Raw genomic sequence first — 19110 nt, 5'->3', positions numbered from 1 at the left:
CCTCAGGCGCTGCGCTTCAAGAGCTTGTTGAGGAAGCCGCCGAAGCCGCCCGGCGACTGGTCGTTGGCCGCTTCCTGCTCAGGTTCCGCTTCGCGCAGCCGCTTGCGCAGCGAGGCGCCGGAGACCTGTTCCTCTCCGGGCACACTTGCGAAGGGATCGTAGTCGTCGGGCATCGGCGCCAGTTGCAGCGGGGCGAACATGGCGTCGTAATTGCCGCAATCGTCCTCTTCACCCTCGGCATCCAGCATGTCTTCATACGCAAGGCGCGTGACGACGGGGGCATCGAAGAACGGAAAACTTTCATTGTTGCCGACCAGAAGCGTCATCGGACGGGGCATTCCGCGTCCCTCGGCGGTGGCCTTGATGGCCTGGTGCAGGCGGACGGCGATGAAGGCCGATGCGATCGCGGCTGCGTCCTGTTCCATCGCGTCGTCGTGATCGTCGGCGCGGCAGGCCTTCTGCGCGATCAGGACTTCGCCGTAGATTCCGCCAAGGCCGCGCACGCCGATTGTGGAATCGACGTTTTCGAAGTGGCCGTGCCAAGGTGCGCCCTGCGGGGTATAGGCATCGAGCATCGTGTCACGATCTGAGCCGGTGAACTTGTAGAGGCTGTCGGTGTAATAGACCGTGTCGATGTCCGGTTCGTAGAAATTGCCGTGCTTTTGTTCCAACTGCGGCATTTCGAACGGGGCTGAGATATCGACGCTGACGGCAGTGATGGGGCGGTTCGGGCGGTCGAGCTTTTCAAGTTTCGTTGCCAGCTGTTCCCAGCCGACGATGCGAACCGCGCTTACCGGGACCTTGATGCACAGCTTGGCAAGTTCGTTGCCTTCGTCGGCAAGGTCGCCAAGCTGGCTTTCCAGAATGCCCGCCGCAACGTCCGGCTGACCGCGACGCAGCAGCGCCTCCACGTCACTGAGGAAGGCGAAAAGCTCGTCCTCGCTGCCGAAAATGTTGCTCGCAAACATGCATGGCCCCTTAAGTCATCTGAGCATGGTTCTAACGGGGCGATGGTTAAGAAGAGTTTTAGTCACAGGCTTGAAATGCCGTTTACCATGTGGCGAGCATGAAACCGCCTCTGGAAATCCCCCTCGGCATGGCCTAGGGGCGGCGCCAATCCATTCATTTTCGATTGTTCGAGCGTAAAAGCATCATGCACCCCTATCGCACTCACACCTGCGCCGCGCTGACGGCGGCCGACGTCGGTTCCACTGTACGCCTCTCGGGCTGGGTCCATCGCAAGCGCGACCACGGCGGCGTCCTGTTCATCGACCTTCGCGACCACTACGGCATGACCCAGATCGTCGCCGACGAAGACAGCCCGGCCCTGGAAGTGCTAGACAAGCTTCGCGTGGAATCGGTCGTGACCATCGACGGCGAAGTGAAGAGCCGCGCCGAATCGACGATTAACAAGAACCTGCCGACGGGCGAGATCGAGGTGTTCGCCCGCGCGATCACGGTGCAGAGCCGCGCCGACGAATTGCCGCTGCCGGTGGCCGGTGAGCAGGAATATCCGGAGGAGATCCGCCTCAAGTACCGCTTCCTCGACCTTCGCCGCGAGACGATGCACAAGAACATCGTCCTGCGTTCGCAAGTGATCTCCTCGCTGCGCCGCCGCATGACGGATCAGGGTTTCCTCGAATACCAGACCCCGATCCTCACGGCATCGAGCCCCGAAGGCGCGCGCGATTTCCTCGTGCCCAGCCGCCTCCATGCGGGCAAGTTCTACGCGCTTCCCCAGGCACCGCAGATGTTCAAGCAGATGCTGATGGTGTCGGGCTTCGACCGCTACTTCCAGATCGCGCCCTGCTTCCGCGACGAAGACCTTCGCGCCGATCGCAGTCTCGAATTCTACCAGCTCGACTTCGAAATGAGCTACGTCACGCAGGAAGACGTGTTCCAGGCGCTGGAACCCGTTCTTGCCGGCGTGTTCGAGGAATTCTCAGGCGGTTTCACCGTCACGCCTGCCGGTGAATTCCCGCGCATTCCTTATGCCGAGGCCATGCTGAAGTATGGCAGCGACAAGCCTGATCTGCGCAACCCGCTGATCATTTCGGACGTTTCGAGCCATTTCGAACAGTCAGGCTTCGGACTGTTCGAGAAGATCGTCGGTTCGGGCGGCAAGGTCCGCGTGATTCCGGCACCGAACACGGCGGACAAGAGCCGCAAGTTCTTCGACGACATGAACAACTGGGCTCGCGGCGAAGGCTTCGCAGGGCTCGGTTACGTTACCCGCAAGGGCGGCGAGTTCGGCGGCCCGATCGCCAAGAACCACGGTCCCGAGCGCATGGAAGAGCTCTATAACGAGCTTGGACTTGGCCCCGATGACGGCCTGTTCTTCGCCGCCGGCAAGGAAAAGGACGCCGCCAAGCTGGCCGGCGCCGCTCGCACCCGCGTGGCTGAGGAACTGGGTCTGATCGAACAGGGCTGCTTCAAGTTCTGCTGGATCGTCGACTTCCCGATGTTCGAGTACGACGAGGACCTCAAGAAGATCGACTTCAGCCACAACCCCTTCTCGATGCCGCAGGGCGAGATGGAGGCGCTGGAGACCAAGGACCCGCTCGACATCCTGGCGTGGCAGTACGACATCGTCTGCAACGGCTACGAGCTGTCCTCGGGTGCGATCCGGAACCATCGTCCGGACATCATGTACAAGGCGTTCGAAATCGCCGGCTATTCGCAGGAAGAAGTCGACGCGAATTTCTCGGGCATGATCAATGCCTTCAAGTTCGGCGCGCCGCCGCACGGCGGTTCGGCACCGGGCATCGATCGCATCGTCATGCTGCTGGCCGGCGAACAGGCCATCCGCGAAGTCATCGCCTTCCCCATGAACCAGAAGGGCGAAGACCTGATGATGCAGGCCCCGACCGTGGTCAGCCCCAAGCAGCTGCGCGAACTGCACATCCGCACGATCGAGCCGCCCAAGGCGACTGAAGCCGAAAAGGTCCGCGTCGACCAGATCGGGGACTGATCGCATCCCGCGTGGCCGACCTTTCGTCTGTCGGCGTTTTCCGCCGGGGAAGCGCACCTGACGCTACCGCCGCGCGAGCAGGGTTGTGAAGAAGGGATCATTACGTTTTCATTCCCCTTGCAACGCCTGTGCCGCTTGACTAGGGCAAGCGGCGAGTTTCAACATACCGCTTTTACCGAGAGGGTTATCAATGAGCGACACCGAGGAACGCGTTAAGAAGATCGTCGTCGAACACCTGGGCGTTGAAGCCGACAAGGTGACTATGGATGCGAGCTTCATTGACGATCTGGGCGCGGACAGCCTCGACATCGTCGAGCTGGTCATGGCTTTCGAAGAAGAATTCGGGGTCGAAATCCCGGACGACGCTGCCGAAAAGATCACGACTGTCGGCGACGCCGTGAAGTACATCGAAGAGCACAAGGGCTAATCACCCGTTTGTTCTGCCCGCCGCAATAGCGGATCGGGCCTTCAACGACAGGCTCGGCCCGCTGGGCTGGGCCTGTTGCGTTTGTAGCGGATTTGCCGCGAAGAGTTTCCCGGAGATACTAAGATGCGCCGTGTCGTCGTAACCGGACTTGGCCTCGTCACCCCGCTTGGTGGCGATGTCGAAACGACTTGGAACAACCTGATCGCCGGGAAGAGCGGCGCGGGACAGATCACTCGCTTTGACACTTCCGACCAGAAGTGCACGATCGCCTGCGAAGTGAAGCCCGCCGATCACGAATACGGTTTCGATCCCGACAAGCGCGTCGATTTCAAGATCCGCCGTCAGGTCGATCCGTTCATCGTCTATGGCATCGACGCTGCCGGTCAGGCACTGGAAGACGCAGGCCTGCTCGACATGGACGAGGAAACCAAACTGCGCGCCGGTTGCTCGATCGGTTCGGGCATCGGCGGTCTGCCGGGTATCGAAAGCGAATCGCTGGTTCTGGCCAACAAGGGACCGGGCCGCGTCAGCCCGCACTTCGTCCACGGACGTCTGATCAACCTGATCTCGGGGCAGGTCTCGATCAAGTACGGCCTCATGGGTCCGAACCACGCGGTGGTTACGGCCTGCTCGACCGGCGCGCACTCGATCGGTGACGCGGCGCGCATGATCAAGGACGGCGATGCCGACATCATGCTGGCAGGCGGCGCGGAAAGCACGATATGCCCGATCGGCATTGCAGGCTTCGCGCAGGCTAAGGCTCTCAACTGCTCGTCCAACGACGCGCCGGAAAAGGCCAGCCGCCCCTATGACAAGGGCCGTGACGGCTTCGTCATGGGCGAGGGCGCGGGCGTCGTCGTGCTCGAAGAGTACGAGCACGCCAAGGCACGCGGCGCGACGATCTATGCCGAAGTCGTCGGTTATGGCCTGTCGGGCGATGCTTACCACGTCACTGCGCCGCACCCCGAAGGTAAGGGCGCGGAAAACGCGATGCGTATGGCGTTCAAGAAGGCGGGGCTTGGCGAAGGCGACATCGACTACGTCAACGCGCACGGCACCTCGACGATGGCCGACACGATCGAACTGGCCGCGGTTAAGCGCGTGCTGGGCGACGACCTTGGCGGCGCATCGATGAGCTCGACCAAGTCGGCCATCGGCCACCTTCTGGGCGGTGCGGGCGCGGTTGAGGCGATCTTCTGCATTCTTGCCATCCGCGACCAGATCGTTCCGCCGACGCTCAACCTCGACGATCCGGACGAAGGCACTGAAGGTGTCGACCTTGTCCCCAAGGTCGCGAAGAAGCGTGAAGTGAAGGCCGTGCTGAACAATTCGTTCGGCTTTGGCGGTACGAACGCCTCGCTGATCATGAAGGCGGTCGACTAAGCGTCATGAAACGCGGAATTCTCGTGCTGTTCGCGGTGGCGGTCGTCGCCATCGCGGGCATTGCGGGCTGGTTCGCATCCGGTTGGTACGCGGCCTCCGCCATCGAAGAGGACACTGCGTTCATCGTGCCGTCGGGCGCGTCGCTGACCTCGACTGCGGCCAAGCTGGAAGAACAAGGGCTGATCGCCTCGTCCGATGCCTTCCTCCTGCGCGCCAAGATCCTTGGCAGCGGCGATCCGGTAAAGGCGGGCGAATTCATGTTGCCCGCGGGCGCCAGCCCGGCAAACATTCTCGATACCTTGCAGCACGGCGAAGTGATCCGCCGCATGGTCACCGTGCCAGAGGGTCTACCCTCGATCATGGTGCACGAACGCCTGATGGCAGAACCGCTGCTGACCGGCGAGGTCGAGGTGCCTGCCGAAGGCTCGGTCATGCCCGACAGTTACGATTTCGAACGCGGGGATACCCGCGCTGCCGTGCTGGCCCGCATGCAGCAGGCGATGACCGATTTCCTCGCCGCGGAATGGCCCAAGCGCGATCCGGGCATTCCGGTGAAAACGATGAATGAGGCGCTGAGCCTTGCTGCCATCGTCGAAAAGGAAACCGGCGTGCCGAGTGAACGACGCATGGTGGCAGGGCTCTATTCGAACCGCCTCAAGGTCGGCATGCGGTTGCAGGCCGATCCGACGATCATCTACCCGATCACCAAGGGCAAGCCCCTGGGGCGGCGTATCAAGCGGTCCGAGATCGACGCGGTGAACGGTTACAACACTTACTCGATGGACGGGTTGCCGCGCGGGCCGATCACCAATCCGGGTCGCGAATCGATCCTGGCGGTGCTGCATCCTGCCGATACCAAGGCGCTCTACATGGTAGCAGACGGTTCGGGCGGACATGCCTTTGCGGATAGTCTTTCGGACCACAACGACAACGTCGTGAAGTGGCGCAGGATCAGGCGTGAGCGGGGCGAAATCCCCTAGGCGAGCAAGAACGCCACGATCCAGATCACGCCGGGCAACAGGATCACGCCTGCCAGATCGAGCATGAAGCCTGAACGGATCATCGCGGGCAGGGCGATGTGCCCCGAAGACCACGCGATCGCGTTCGGCCCCGTGCCGGCCGGAAGCATGAAACCCCACGAAGCCGCGATGGCGGCGGGCATGGCGAGCAGGATGGGATCGACGCCAAGCGCTGCTATAAGCCCGGCGACGACTGGAATGATGGCGCTGCCAGTTGCGACGTTGCTGGCGAACTCGGTGATCACGATAACCAGGGCGCAGATCGCCATTGCGACGACGAAAAGCGGCACGGCTTGCAACGGCAGGAGCATCTGGCCCAGCCAGTCGGCCAGTCCTGATGCCCCCATGCCGCCCGCCAGCGCCAGCCCGCCGCCGAAAAGTAACAGAACATCCCAAGGGGCGCGGTTTGCCTCTTTCCACGTCAGCATGGGGCGCCCCGTCCCATCGGGCAGGACAAAGAGGATCAGTGCGGCGATGATTGCGACGCTACCGTCGGTCAACGCGCCATCGGGCAGGCTATCGGTGAGGAAAGGCGCGACGAGCCACCCGACGAAGGCGAGGGCGACGATCACGCTCATCCGCTTTTGAGGCTGAGTCCAGTGATCTGTGCAGGCGAGAGAGGCGCGGGCCGCGTCGACGTCGAAGCGGTCCTCGGTCAGGCGCTGAACCCGCGCGATGAGAACCGCGGCGACCGGCAGAGAAATTGCGACCAGCGGCAGACCGAACGCCATCCAGCGGGCAAAACTGATTTTCACGCCCAACATTTCGTCCAGCAGTGCAACCGCGATGGCATTGGTCGGCGTGCCGACGATCGTGCCGAACCCGCCGATCGTAGCTGCAAAAGCGATGCCTATCGGCAAAGCGCCCGCGATGCCGGTCTGGACCGGCTCCCCGCTTTCCTGCGCTGCTCCGCCCGCGATGACGGCAAGCGCCATCGGGATCATGATCAGCGCCGACGAGGTATTGCTGATCAGCATCGAGAGAAGCGCCGTTGCCACCATGAAGGCGAGCAACATCGAGAACGCGCTATGCCCGCCGAGCCGGACAAGGCCGCGGGCAAGCCTGCGGTGCAGTCCCGTCCGCTCGATGGCCAGCGCCAGCATGGCGCCGCCGAGGATCAGGAAGATGATCGGCGAATAGTAGGACGAAGCAACGGTCTTGGCCGGAGATACACCCGCCATCGGCAGGACGACGAAAGGAAGCATCGCCGTGGCGGAAAGCGGGATGGCCTGCGTCATCCACCACGTCGCCATCCACAGTACGAGCCCTGCGGTGTGCCACGCGGCAGCTGCCATCCCGGCGAGCGGCGGGAAGAGGACTGTGATCGCCATTAGCGCCAGCCCTAACCAGAACCCGATCCTTGCCCCCGACACGCAATTCCCCTTCCGCTCGTCCCTTCGCGGTTCTAGCCTCGCTTCCGATGAGGGCAAGAAAGGAGTGGGTAATGAGCGAGGGACGGGTGCTCGGCATGGGCGGGCTGTTTTTCCGGAGCAGCAACCCCGATGCGCTTTCGGCGTGGTACAAGCAGCATCTCGGCATCGGGCCGGGTTGCGGAGACGCGGAAGGTCACCCTGCTGCCGACTGGTTCTGGTTTCCCGAAGCAGGTCCGATGGTGTTTCAGCCGTTCAAGGCCGACAGCGACTATTTCGCTGCCGACAAGGGCTTCATGATCAATCTGCGTGTGTCGGGCCTGGATGCGCTCGTTGCCCGTCTCGGCCAGAGCGGTATCGAGACGGAGCGGTGCGACGAATGGGATTCGCCAGAGACAGGACGTTTCGTCCGGATCCATGATCCGGACGGCAACGCTATCGAATTGTGGGAGCCGCCCGCCACCTGAAGGCTGACGGGCGGATATTGGTGCGGCGCCTTACTTGGGCGCCAGCACCATCACCATCTGGCGGCCTTCGAGGCGCGGGAAGGCTTCGACCTTCGCGATCTCTTCGACGTCGGCGCGAACGCGGTTGAGCAGGTCGAGGCCAAGCTCCTGGTGCGCCATTTCGCGGCCACGGAAGCGCAGCGTGCACTTCACCTTGTCCCCATGTTCGAGGAACTTGACGATGTTCTTCATCTTCACATCGTAATCGTGGTCGTCGATGTTCGGACGCATCTTGATCTCTTTGAGTTCCTGCGTCTTCTGCGTCTTGCGCGCGAGGTTCGCCTTCTTCTGCGCCTCGTAGCGGAACTTGCCCACGTCCAGGAACTTGCAGACCGGCGGATCTGCGTTCGGCGACACTTCGACCAGGTCGAGGCCAACCTCGGCGGCGCGGTCGATCGCTTCGCGCGTGTACATCACCCCAAGGTTTTCGCCCTCGTCATCGATGACGCGGACTTTGTCGACCTGAATGAAATTGTTGAATCGCGGCCCGCTCTTGACCGGCGGTTGAATTGAGCGGCGGGGTGGACGTGATATGGGGCCTTCTCCTCAGGCGGCTGAATACTACTAATGATAGGTGGGGTCCGCAGTGCGGCTTTGCAAACGGCTCCCCCCTCGTCGCGCGCGGTTTAGAGCCAAAACGAAAGTATTTAAAGGGGCAACCCGCCGCTAATTGCGCAGATGCCCCCGCGGTGTAGCCGATTGGTCGCTATGCGGCGGTAGACCAGAGCGGAAAACGCAGGAGTTTTCCGGCCGCAGGCACGATGGCATCGCCGCTACTGGCAGGCTGCAACGCGGCGCGGATCACGGGGTCGGCGGCGTCCATTCCTGCGGTCAGCGCGCCGAATGCGGGCAGGACCATGCGGCTCTCACTCGCGACGGCGCAGGGGCGCACGATGCGGCGGCCACGAATCGAGACTTGCAGGCGAGGGTGGAAATGCCCCGACAGTTCGGGCCGCGTCTCGCCCGGTTTCGCCTGGTGGCGCAGCAGCAGACCGCCTGCTTCCATCTCGGTCACTTGCGTCCCGCCCGGCGCCCGGCGCAGCCCGTGTTTCTCGTCGTGATTGCCGGTGATCCAGACCCAGTCCACTACGCGAGTCAGCGCGTCGAGCATCCCCTTTGCGTGCGGTTCGAGCCGGTCCGGTCCTTCGCCGTCGTGGAAATTGTCGCCCAGCGTGAAAACCCGCCTCGCGCCTGTCGCCTTGATCGCATTGGCCAGCCTTTCGAGCGTTTCGCGGCTATCATACGGGGGCAGGGGCTGCCCCGCCTTCGCGTACCAGCTTGCCTTTTCGAGGTGCAGGTCGGCAACCAGCAGCGCGTTTTCGCGCGGCCAAAAGAGGGCACGGCCATCGACCATGTGCCACTCCTCACTAGCGAAGGAAAAGGATGCGAACGAAACGGGAACCATGAGAGCGCTATTGCCGCAGCGCCCGTGGTTTGGCAAGCGCTGCTGCATGACCGAGTGGACAGAACAGACCGCCGCCGCGAAAGAGTGGTTCGAAACCCTGCGCGACCGTATCTGCGCCGCCTTCGAGGCGATCGAGCGCGAAGCCGGAAGCGAGGCGTCGTTCGAATATACTCCTTGGAGCCGCGAGGAAGAAGGCAACGAGAACCCGGGCGGCGGCGTGCGCGGCGTCATGAAGGGCGAGGTATTCGAGAAAGTCGGCGTCAACGTTTCGACCGTCCACGGCTCGTTCGCGCCGCAGTTTGCCGGGTCGATCAACGGCGCGAGCGAGGAAAGCCCTGAATTCACCGCGACCGGCATTAGCCTTGTCGCGCACATGGCGAACCCGCACGTTCCCGCGGTTCACATGAACACGCGGTTTTTGACGACGCAGGCGGCGTGGTTCGGGGGCGGTGCCGATCTCAATCCGCCGATCCCCTACGAGGAAGACACCGAGGAATTCCACGCCGCGTTCCGGGCTGCCTGCGCAAAGCACAACCCGACCTATTACGAGCGTTTTTCCAAGTGGGCGGACGAGTACTTCTTTATTCCGCACCGTAATGTGGCGCGCGGGGTAGGCGGCATCTTTTATGATCACCTCGAATGTGCGGACCTGCCGGCGTGGGAGCGCAACTTCGCGTTCACCCGCGATGTGGGCGAGGCGTTTCTCGACGTGTTTCCAAAACTGGTCCGCCGGCGCATGGGCATGGAGTGGGACCGGGCGGACAAGCAGCGCCAGCTCGAATGGCGCGGGCGTTATGCAGAATTCAATCTCGTCTATGATCGCGGCACGCTGTTCGGATTGAAGACCGGCGGCAATATCGACGCGATCCTGATGAGCCTTCCGCCCGAAGCGACCTGGACCTGAGCAAAGTTTCGACCGGATTTGTGACAACGCGGTCTTAACCATCGGGTCCTAATCTGCTGTAAGCGGGGTGGTCGCCACTTGCGCGCGTTGTCGCGTGCGAGAAAGTTGCCTGACATTTTCGGGGAACCTGCCCGCCCACAAAGAGTCGTGGCGGCAGGGTATCGTGAGGGTTCTATGCTAATTTCCGGTCTTGCACTGACGGTTTCGCTTGCGACGCCGCATCCTGCGTGCGTGCGCGACGTCGACTGTGTTGCAGACCCGGCGCTGACGCGCGCCGATGCGGCGACGCCGCTGTATCGCGGCGATATCGCGGCCATGCCGAAGCCTGTCGTGCTCTTGCTTCAGGACGCGCCCGAGGATTCGATTGCCGATCTCGACACCGGCGCGCTTGACGCCAAGCCCGAGGACGAAGTCGGTGCCGACGCGCCTGATGACGAGAATGTCATCATTGTCGAGGGGCAGAGCGGCGCGCCTGAGGGCGATCCCGCCGAACAGCTGAACGCGGCCACGTTCAAGGTCTCGCAGGCAGTGGACGCCGCGGTGGTCGAACCGATCGCCGAAGTGTACGACGAAGCCCTGCCCAAACCGATACGTCAGGGGCTTGGGAATTTCCTGCGCAACCTGGGCGAGCCGATAAACATCCTGAACTCGCTGCTGCAATTGAAGCCGGGCAAGGCGCTGAAGTCGCTGGGCCGTTTCGCGATCAATACGACGCTGGGCGTTGCGGGCCTTTTCGACATCGCGGCAAAAGACCCGATCAACCTCGAGTACGAGTACAACGGTCTTGCCAACACGCTCGGCTACTACGGTGTCGGCTCGGGGCCTTACCTCTATCTGCCATTCATCGGTTCGACGACGGTGCGCGATCTTGCGGGCCGCCTTGTCGACCTGTCGATCGTTCCGGCGGTGGCGGGCAAGCCTTTCAACGATCCCTATTTTGCGATCCCCGTCGGCGCGCTGACTTCGCTCGAATCGCGGATCGAGACCGATTCCCAGATCGACGCCATCCGCGAGAAGTGCGGCGATCCCTATGCGGCAACGCGCGATCTTTATCTAATCCAGCGCAAGGTCGAGATCGACCGCCTGCGCGGTCGTGTGACCGCAGACCTTGGCGAAATCCAGGAACGCCTCGAGTTCAACTGCGACATCGAGATCGAAACCGGGGTCGTCCCGCAGGACGGTGACAGCTTCGTCGAGGGGCAGACCACGCTTCTCCAGGACGAGGACGCCGTGCAGGTCGAGGAAACGGTCGAGGAGCCGGAGATCGAACCTTCGCCCGAGGCTGAGCCGATCATGGAGGAAGAAGTTTCGGACGCTGATCGTGTTGGCGCCATTCCGCAGCCCGGCTTTGCCGTCTGAACGCCTGTATCGATCAGTTCATCTCACCTGATCCAATCTGACGATAAGTGCGTCCCGCGGGGGCAATTCGTCACGCGCCGTCAGATCTGCGGCGCATTCGCGTAAAATTGTCATTGCATCGCAACTGCGAATGCGCACATCAGGATCACGATGCTGCGCCAATATGAACTCGTCGAACGTGTAAAGGCCTACGATCCGGAGGCGGATGAGGCGCTGCTCAATCGCGCCTATGTCTATACCGTGCAGAAGCACGGCACGCAGAAGCGCGCATCGGGCGATCCCTATTTCAGCCATCCGGTCGAAGTCGCCGGTCTGATGACCGACCTGAAGCTTGATCAGGAAACGATCATCACCGCGCTGCTCCACGACACGGTGGAAGATACGCTTGCCACGATCGACGATGTCGAGCGCAATTTCGGGGCCGAAGTGGCGCGGCTTGTCGACGGCGTAACCAAGCTGTCCAAGATCGAGCAGATGCCCGAGAACGAGCGTGCGGCAGAAAACCTGCGAAAGCTTTTCCTTGCGATGAGCGAGGACTTGCGTGTCCTGCTCGTCAAGCTTGCCGACCGGCTGCACAATATGCGCACGCTCCACTTCATCAAGAACGAGGAGAAGCGCCGCCGCATCGCGCGTGAGACGATGGACATCTACGCTCCGCTGGCAGAGCGGGTGGGCATGTACGAGTACATGCGCGAGATGCAGCTTCTCGCTTTCGAGCAGCTGGAGCCGGCTGCCTATGCAACGATCACGGGCCGTCTTGCCCAGATCCGCAGTCAGGAAGGCGGGCGGGTCGACGACATTGCATTCCGTATCAAGCAGGCGCTGGCCGCAGGCGGTGTGAATGTCGAAGTATCGGGCCGCGAAAAGCACCCGTTTTCGATCTGGAAGAAGATGGCGGAACGCCATGTGAACTTCGAGCAGATCACCGACATCATGGCCTTCCGCGTGATTACCGATACGCCGGAAGACTGCTATCGCGCGCTGGGCGTGTTGCACCAGACGTGGTCGATGATTCCAGGCAAGTTCAAGGATTATATCTCGACGCCCAAGTCGAACGGCTATCGATCGCTGCACACCTCGCTGGTCTATGAAAACTCGATGCGCGTCGAAGTGCAGATCCGCACGCAGGAGATGCACAGGACCAACGAGTTCGGCCTTGCCGCGCACTGGGCCTACAAGCAGGGCGGGCGCACGCCGGACGGGCAGGTAGGCTGGCTGCGTGACCTGATCGAGATTCTCGATACCGCTGCTGATGCGGAAGAACTGCTCGAACATGCGAAGCTGGCAATCTACCAGGACCGCATCTTCGCCTTCACGCCAAAGGGCGCGCTCTATCAGCTTCCCAAGGGAGCGACGCCGGTCGACTTCGCGTTTTCGGTTCATACCGACCTTGGGGCCAGCGCGGTGGGCTGCAAGATCAACGGCCGCCACATGCCGCTGCGTACGCCGCTGGCGAATGGCGATATCGTCGAGATCATCAAGGGGCCGGACAGCGAGCCGCAATTGGCGTGGCTTTCTTTTGTGGTCACCGCCAAGGCCCGCGCCGCGATACGTCGTTCGGTCCGCCTGAAAGAGCGCGAGGAAACCGCGCGCATCGGGCACGAGCTGTACGATTCCATCGTCGCGCGAATGCCGATGAAGATCGGTAAAAAAGCTTTGAGCGGTGCGCTCAAGCGGCTCGATCTCGAAGACGAGACCGCGCTGATGCTGGCGATTGGCAGTGCCAAGCTGACCGAGAAGCAGGTGATGGAGGCGCTCGTCCCCGGTAGCGCGGCAGAACTTCCCGACGACAGTTTCTGGCACGCCCCGGCGCGTTCGGTTCGCCTGCGCGGCCTTCCAAAGAGCGCGGAGTTCGCGCTGGCGACCTGCTGCCATCCCGTCCCCGGCGACCGTATCGTCGGCATCAAGGAAGGCCGCAAGGTCGAGGTCCACTCGATCGACTGCATGATGCTGGCCGACGAGGACGGAAAGCGCTGGATCGACCTGCAATGGGACCCGCGCAGCGACGGGGCGACAGGCAACTTGCGCGTCATGCTCTACAACCGGCTCGGTACCCTGTCGGAAATGACGGGCGTGTTCGCGGCGAACCACGCGAACATCACACATTTGGGGCTCCAGTCGCGCGACGACTTGTTCGGCACTTACGAGGTCGGGATCGAGGTTCGCGATCTGGCGCACCTGACCCGCATCATCAGCGCCCTGCGCGCCAGTGACGCGGTCGCGCAGGCGGACCGGATCTAGTCCTCGACGCTCTTTACCGGCACACGCACATTGCACACGTCTGCGCCGCCTGCCGCGACCTTGTAGAAATCATCGCTTCGGTTGGCGATCACATCGGCATACTTCGCGAAACTCGCGCTGTCGGTGTCGAGATAGCGCAAGCGGGGGCGTTCTTGCTCCGGCAAGTCGCTGGCGAGCCGCACCGAGACGATAGGTGTATGTTCGGCCTCGGTTTCGTAAACGCCGTATTCGCCCGTGCCGCGCGGCAGGATCGCCATGTGCTCAATCCCCTCGATCACCTTGCCGACGACCGCGATGTTGCGGTCGAGCTGGCGCGGGCCGTGCCCGATCACGGCATAGAGTTCCGCGCCGGTGCCCGCATCGGGCGAGAGGTCACGCGCCACGCCGACAGAGGCGTAGCAGTGCACAGGCCACACCCTGGTCGGGCGGGTCATCACGGGGGCTTTGCCATCACTTACCTCGTAAGAGCCGAGCTCGACCGCCACTGGAAGTCCGCGGACATAGCTGAATGCATCGGAATAAGGGTCGCTGAAATCGGGCGAGTTGTCTCTCTTGCGCGCGGGGGCAAGTTGGCTCGACGCTTCGACTTCGCGGCGACCCCTGGCCCCCCAAAGCGTCCGGATCGGGCCGTCCTGCCAGGCGATCGTGTAGGCGTCTTCGCTCGTCGGCACGATGCCGCCCGGAAGCGGCTTCGGCTCCGGGTTTTCGGGGTCCTCGCCGTTACCCCATTGCACGACCCAGTTGTCGACCGAGCGATAGATCGAAAGCCCGTCCCACCAGTGCGCCCGCGCCATCGTGCGGATGTTTTGGGTCCACGCGCTGGAGACCGGTTCCGGCATCAACTGGATCACGACTTCGCGGGTCTTTCCAGCGGCATCGGGCGTAAGTGTCATGACCAGCAGGTCTTCGGCCGGAATGTCGCGCCACTCGGACGGATCGGCAGCCTTCACCACGCCGCCGGGCGTTAGCGCGACGTCCTCGACCTCTTGCGCGGCGAGAGGGGCGGTGAGGGCGGAAGCAGCGAAAAGCGTGCCGAGCAAGGTCCTGATTTTCATGGGCCCGAGACTTGCCGCGCTGCGCCCGGCGTGCAAGCCCTCGATCAGCCCTTGTCCGCAAGATCGATCCGAACCTCGCGCTCGCGCGGGAGGTAGGCGGGGGCAGGCTCGTTCCCGGCAGCTGCATCGAGCCGTGCGGCGGCAGCCAGCATGTATTCGCGCATCCGGCAATGCATGTCCCAACCTGTCGCCGGATCGGGGGCGCGCGCGATCAGGCGCAGCCACATGCCGGTCGCGTCGTGGTCGACCACCTGTATCTTGGCATTCTCCTTGTCGCAGATGCCATCCTCGTCATCCACGAATCTGGCGAATTCCTTGCGCAGGGCGTCGACATCTGCGCGGTGGTCGAGCCTCAGGTGGGCGAGCTTGAGAAGGCTCGCGTCCTGCTTGGTCCAGTTCTCGAAGCTCGATTGCACGAACGAGGCGACCGGCGCCATGATGCGGCGATCGTCCCATGTGCGCAGGCGCAAGTGGGTAAAGCCGATCTTTTCGACGTAACACCACTCTCCATTGAACTCGACGGCGTCCCCGATCCGCGCGGTCTTGGCAAAGGCGATCTGCATCGAGGCCATGATATCGCTGAGCATCCGGCGTGCGGCGAAGGCAAGGACGAGCGAGAACATGCCCGCGCCTGCCAAAAGCGAGAAGCCGAGAGTATCGGTCACGTCGGTCTGGATGAGCACGATCCCGATCCCGAGAAGGATCAGGAGCACGATGACGATGCGGCGGATGGCCGAAAGCGTGGTGTAGTAATTTCGATCCTTCTCGTGTTCCGGCTTGCCGAGATCGTCGATCTGACTGTCGGCCACCATGTCGAGGATCGCCTCGATCACGGCAAGGAACACCGCAGCAATAGCGATGACGATCAGCAGCGTTTGCAGCGGATCGAGCAGCGTGTTGATCGCGCCCGAAAAGGTGAAAACAATGCGCCTGACAACCGCGAATGTCCCCGCAAACGCCAGAATCGCGGCAGGCGCCTTCATGGCGGCCAGGATGCGTCCGGGAAGTTTCTTGCCAAATTTGCGGCAAAAGGCGCGGATACCGGCCCAGGTCGCGGCGGCGGCGAGAAGAGCGACCAGCAGGACCAGCGGGATCGCGATGACTTCCCACCACGCCAGCGTCCAGAACGCGGGTGCGCGTAGCCATGGCGGCATCTTCTGCTCGAACTCGGTGGGGCCGAAACGTTCGTAGAGTTCAGGCACGTTTTCAACCGTCTGGCTTGCGAAAAGCCAGACTGGCTCGCCCCCATCGACCTGAAGACGGTGCATCCGGATCGAAACGCTGCGGTCCGAGGTCGAGACCCGCGCCAGCATCAGGTTTCGCCGAGGTATGCCTGCCATCGGGTTTTTGTCGGAACTCGTCACATCGACCGCGTCGGGACGGTCGGGAAGGCCGGCCCAGTCGGTTGTCATCGCCCGCTTGATGACCGAATGCAGCTTGCGGGCGTGCTCCGGCCCCTTGGCCGCCTGTTCGGAGACGGGAAGATAGGACAGGTCGAGAGCCCCCGACGCCTTGCGCCAGTCCTCGTTCCGTCCAGCCTCCATGAACGCTTCCATCAACGCCTGCGGCGTGTCGTTATCAGAGCCGGAGAAGGTGTTGCCCGCCCCCGGATTGATGGCATCGACTTCATAGACGTAAGGCTCGGACGACGAGTTTGCCGATTGGGCGAATGAGACATCCGGAGCCGCCAGACAGATTACGAAGCTGAGAGCAAAAACGACGATAAGCCAAGATCGGCGGAAAGCTGCAATTTTTGCGATCATGTATGATCGAACGCGGACCGCGCCGTTTCGTTCACGAAAACTCGTCTTTCCCAGCGCACTACTTTGCGCTAAGCGCCCCCGGGCAAGGGCGGTTAGCTCAGTTGGTAGAGCGTCTCGTTTACACCGAGAGGGTCGGGGGTTCGAGCCCCTCACCGCCCACCATCACCCGGCGCGAGAATGATCGCGCGGCGTGGATTTCCTGACATTGCTGTAACATATGCGCTGGAGCGGGTGAGGGGAATCGAACCCCCGTCGTCAGCTTGGGAAGCTGCTGCTCTACCATTGAGCTACACCCGCAAGTCATTGAAGAATAATGACTTTATTTGCGATCCAACCTCCGGACCTCAAAAAAACCGTGTTGGACGGATATTTTGGCCAAGATTTGATCGCAAACCTTTAAATTCAGGCACTTGGCATGTCTAGATCGTCAGCTCTTTTTCGAATAAGTTGCTGAAAATTAATTATATTTCTTTTCTGACCGAAGCGTCCAACCGCCTAACGTTCTGAAACTAATGCGTTATCAGGCTCGTCATAAGTCTCTGGCTGATCGAAAAGACCTCTGATTGGATAGGTTTGTTGGACGGATCGCCGCAAGCCTTTGCTAAAAAATGCAATTTTTGCAGCCATCGTAAGCCTCAAAAGCTTATGACGATCGCGAAACGGTGATTCGGCAGTCATCTCAGATCACTTCGCGTAAATCGCATAGGCCGAAGTTTACGAGTGAATTAGATCCTGCTGCGGTCTCCGTGAAAAGCGGAAGGTCGCAATCATGAACAAAGCGGACAATCGTCTACGAGAAATTCGAAAAAGGGCGAAGCTCTCTCAGAGCGACCTCTCTGCTGCAGCAGGCATCTCGCAGCCTGCGATCAGCCAGATTGAGAACAACACGCGGCCGTTGTCGCTTGACTACATGCGCACATTTGCGAGGATTTTTGAGGTACATCCAGTCGATTTTCTATCTGAGTTAGATAATCCATATGTCTCGAATGAGATACAGAGGACGGTCCTCTCGATGCTTAATCAACTGAACGATTCTGACCAAAAATTGGTGATTGTGATACTTAAAAGTTTGCTTGCTCACCGCGGTGATGTGAAAAACTTAGACCATGATCGAATGACGTCCTAAACGATTTTGGATTTCACAGATGAGTGACGCATCGCCTCAAGATTTCAAAGATTTTCTCAATCATCGCTTCAAAGAGCTGAGTGTCAGCGCCGCGCAAGCACGCGAAAAAAACTTGGCTGCAATGGGCAAGAGAGGTCTCAGCAACAGCGGAGCGGCAATACTGAGTGGAGTGCAAAATTTGGAGGAAGTACTCCGATCTCATGTGGCCGAAATAATCGAAATTACTGCTGACTGGTCAGGCGCAAATTTGCAGATGCCAGAAGCTCGCGAAATCGCCGTCGCCCATCTTCAGCAAGTGGTCGATGAGCTCGCAATCCCGCCTTATGCATTTCGACATGGCAGTGCGAAGATTAACGATAGTCAAAGAGAGGCACTGGAGCAGATGGTAGGAACAGTGCGTTCTAACATTGGCGTCCAGATCCGAGCATTTGCATTGGGAGTAGGAAGCCGCAAGTCACGAGAAGATCGTGCCATTTACGTCGTGAATGCAGACACGATTATTGGTGGAGTTCAGCAAGGGAATGGGCAGGCTTCCCAATCGACGGTGGTCACGTTGACTTCAAAAGAGATTTCGGCCGCTCTTGACCGTCTGGAAAATTCCATCCCCAACGAAGAAATCCGGAGAGAAGCTGAACCGGATATCCAAACCATCAAATCGCAACTTCAAAAGCTAGAGCCAAATCCAACAATCCTGCAGGAGGCCGGTAAATCGCTTCGTACGATTATTGAGGGTGCGGTAGGCGGGGCTGCGGGAGGGGTAGCGACTCCAGGTCTGCTCCATGCGCTCGGTGCCTTCTCAGCAATTCTCGGCATTGGATAAACGCCAAACCATCAAACCGATCCGTCCAACATTATCGATCTAAGTGGTCAATGTTGGACGGCTATTCGGGAATTTATCGTTTATTTTCAATGATAGTCTAATCTTGGGAAGCTGCTGCTCTACCATTGAGCTACACCCGCGAGGCGGGCTCCAATTCGCAAAGCTTTGTCGGAAGGTCAAACGATTCGCAAAACGTTGCCGCAAGAGCAGGCGTGAGGCGAAAGCAAATATGACAAGGGAGTCCTTGACGGTGCGTTCTTTGACGTCTGGGAGCCAGGGAGGCAGCGCCGTCTTCCACGGTGTAAAACAATAGCAGCAGGTCTGTTCCCGAGGTCGGGAGAAAATTTCGACGTCGTCCACCAAAAGGGAAACCGCAGCGCAAATGTCATATTGCGGTCAGGATAGTCTCATTGCCGGTTTGCACCAATTCTGCCAAAAGTCCGGTCGTCCCGATCGCGGAATTACGGATGGAGTTGCAATGCCCGAGTACCGTTTCCGACTGGAGGACAACGCGCCAAACAAGCGCGATTGCGTGATGGATTGCCCCGACCTCCCGTCAGCGCACCTGACCGCGAAATATGTCGCCAGACAACTTGCCGCCAAGGATATTCTCAAAGGTCGCCTGCGCTTGTCGCAGCTGCTTTTGATCGAGGATGAACTGGGCCTGCTGGTCGATAGCGTGCCGCTGGAGGACGCGATCTGCATTTCATGACCTGATAAGCTGCGCGTGCGAGCATGCGTGTCTTATTTGTAATATTTCC

17 protein-coding genes and 2 tRNA genes are annotated in these 19110 nt (G+C 60.8%); 12 read left to right on the top strand and 7 right to left on the bottom strand.

Annotated features, from left to right (window positions below; translation table 11 throughout):
• Positions 1–2 precede the first annotated feature (2 nt).
• Entirely contained in the window at positions 3–968 is a 966-nt protein-coding gene (locus tag A9D15_RS00490) for a hypothetical protein (RefSeq protein ID WP_066760738.1), read from the bottom strand.
• Positions 969–1153: 185 nt separating this feature from the next.
• Between A9D15_RS00490 and aspS the strand changes: the two genes are divergently transcribed.
• From aspS to mltG, 4 genes are all read left to right on the top strand, one after another.
• A complete protein-coding gene (gene aspS, locus A9D15_RS00485) occupies positions 1154–2971 on the top strand; it encodes an aspartate--tRNA ligase (RefSeq protein WP_066760736.1) in 1818 nt (605 codons plus the stop codon).
• Positions 2972–3161: 190 nt separating this feature from the next.
• Positions 3162–3398, top strand: a complete 237-nt coding sequence (locus tag A9D15_RS00480) for an acyl carrier protein (RefSeq protein ID WP_047821044.1) — start codon at positions 3162–3164, stop codon at positions 3396–3398.
• Positions 3399–3521: 123 nt separating this feature from the next.
• Positions 3522–4781, top strand: coding sequence for a beta-ketoacyl-ACP synthase II (gene fabF / locus A9D15_RS00475; RefSeq protein WP_066760734.1), 1260 nt, complete (start codon positions 3522–3524; stop codon positions 4779–4781).
• Between the two features lie 5 nt (positions 4782–4786).
• Positions 4787–5761, top strand: a complete 975-nt coding sequence (gene mltG / locus A9D15_RS00470; RefSeq protein WP_066760732.1) for an endolytic transglycosylase MltG — start codon at positions 4787–4789, stop codon at positions 5759–5761.
• Here the strand turns inward: mltG and A9D15_RS00465 are convergent.
• Positions 5758–7131, bottom strand: coding sequence for an SLC13 family permease (locus A9D15_RS00465; RefSeq protein ID WP_066760730.1), 1374 nt, complete (start codon positions 7129–7131; stop codon positions 5758–5760). The two genes, mltG and A9D15_RS00465, sit on opposite strands and share 4 nt — an antisense overlap.
• 113 nt (positions 7132–7244) lie before the next feature.
• Here A9D15_RS00465 and A9D15_RS00460 point away from each other — a divergent pair, with 113 nt between their 5' ends.
• Positions 7245–7637, top strand: coding sequence for a VOC family protein (locus A9D15_RS00460; RefSeq protein ID WP_066760728.1), 393 nt, complete (start codon positions 7245–7247; stop codon positions 7635–7637).
• A 30-nt stretch (positions 7638–7667) separates the two neighbouring features.
• Here the strand turns inward: A9D15_RS00460 and infC are convergent, their stop codons facing one another.
• Together infC and pdeM are read right to left on the bottom strand one after the other, a co-directional pair.
• A complete protein-coding gene (gene infC / locus A9D15_RS00455; protein WP_066760726.1) occupies positions 7668–8186 on the bottom strand; it encodes a translation initiation factor IF-3 in 519 nt (172 codons plus the stop codon).
• A gap of 196 nt (positions 8187–8382) precedes the next feature.
• Entirely contained in the window at positions 8383–9081 is a 699-nt protein-coding gene (gene pdeM, locus A9D15_RS00450) for a ligase-associated DNA damage response endonuclease PdeM (protein ID WP_066760725.1), read from the bottom strand.
• Positions 9082–9127: 46 nt separating this feature from the next.
• Between pdeM and hemF the strand changes: the two genes are divergently transcribed.
• The 3 genes from hemF (at position 9128) to A9D15_RS00435 (ending at position 13585) form a co-directional block, all read left to right on the top strand.
• Positions 9128–9985, top strand: coding sequence for an oxygen-dependent coproporphyrinogen oxidase (hemF, locus tag A9D15_RS00445; RefSeq protein ID WP_066760722.1), 858 nt, complete (start codon positions 9128–9130; stop codon positions 9983–9985).
• Between the two features lie 231 nt (positions 9986–10216).
• Positions 10217–11344, top strand: coding sequence for an MlaA family lipoprotein (locus A9D15_RS00440; RefSeq protein ID WP_229660343.1), 1128 nt, complete (start codon positions 10217–10219; stop codon positions 11342–11344).
• Between the two features lie 150 nt (positions 11345–11494).
• Positions 11495–13585: a RelA/SpoT family protein gene (locus A9D15_RS00435; RefSeq protein ID WP_066760719.1), complete on the top strand. Its 2091-nt coding sequence runs from the start codon at positions 11495–11497 to the stop codon at positions 13583–13585.
• On the opposite strand, the gene A9D15_RS00430 is transcribed toward A9D15_RS00435, so the two are convergent.
• Both A9D15_RS00430 and A9D15_RS00425 read right to left on the bottom strand, forming a co-directional pair.
• A complete protein-coding gene (locus tag A9D15_RS00430; RefSeq protein WP_066760714.1) occupies positions 13582–14640 on the bottom strand; it encodes an RNA-binding protein in 1059 nt (352 codons plus the stop codon). The genes A9D15_RS00435 and A9D15_RS00430 overlap by 4 nt on opposite strands.
• A 44-nt stretch (positions 14641–14684) precedes the next feature.
• Complete coding sequence (locus A9D15_RS00425; protein ID WP_082924158.1) at positions 14685–16403, bottom strand: mechanosensitive ion channel family protein; 1719 nt, start codon at positions 16401–16403, stop codon at positions 14685–14687.
• A gap of 86 nt (positions 16404–16489) precedes the next feature.
• Between A9D15_RS00425 and A9D15_RS00420 the strand changes: the two genes are divergently transcribed.
• A tRNA-Val gene (locus A9D15_RS00420) sits at positions 16490–16565 on the top strand.
• Between the two features lie 61 nt (positions 16566–16626).
• On the opposite strand, the gene A9D15_RS00415 is transcribed toward A9D15_RS00420, so the two are convergent.
• Positions 16627–16700, bottom strand: a tRNA-Gly gene (locus tag A9D15_RS00415).
• Positions 16701–17172: 472 nt separating this feature from the next.
• Here A9D15_RS00415 and A9D15_RS00410 point away from each other — a divergent pair.
• The 3 genes from A9D15_RS00410 (at position 17173) to A9D15_RS00395 (ending at position 19061) form a co-directional block, all read left to right on the top strand.
• Positions 17173–17529, top strand: coding sequence for a helix-turn-helix domain-containing protein (locus A9D15_RS00410; RefSeq protein ID WP_066760712.1), 357 nt, complete (start codon positions 17173–17175; stop codon positions 17527–17529).
• Between the two features lie 19 nt (positions 17530–17548).
• Positions 17549–18349 (top strand): hypothetical protein, encoded by an 801-nt coding sequence (locus A9D15_RS00400; RefSeq protein ID WP_156521591.1) that lies wholly within the window; start codon positions 17549–17551, stop codon positions 18347–18349.
• Positions 18350–18827: 478 nt separating this feature from the next.
• The gene (locus A9D15_RS00395; RefSeq protein WP_066760708.1) at positions 18828–19061 is read left to right on the top strand and encodes a DUF6894 family protein; all 234 of its coding nucleotides are present in this window, start codon (positions 18828–18830) and stop codon (positions 19059–19061) included.
• The last annotated feature ends 49 nt before the right edge of the window (positions 19062–19110 follow it).

Source organism: Croceicoccus pelagius (assembly GCF_001661915.1).
Taxonomy (GTDB): domain Bacteria; phylum Pseudomonadota; class Alphaproteobacteria; order Sphingomonadales; family Sphingomonadaceae; genus Croceicoccus; species Croceicoccus pelagius.
This window is presented reverse-complemented; position numbering and strand designations above follow the sequence as displayed.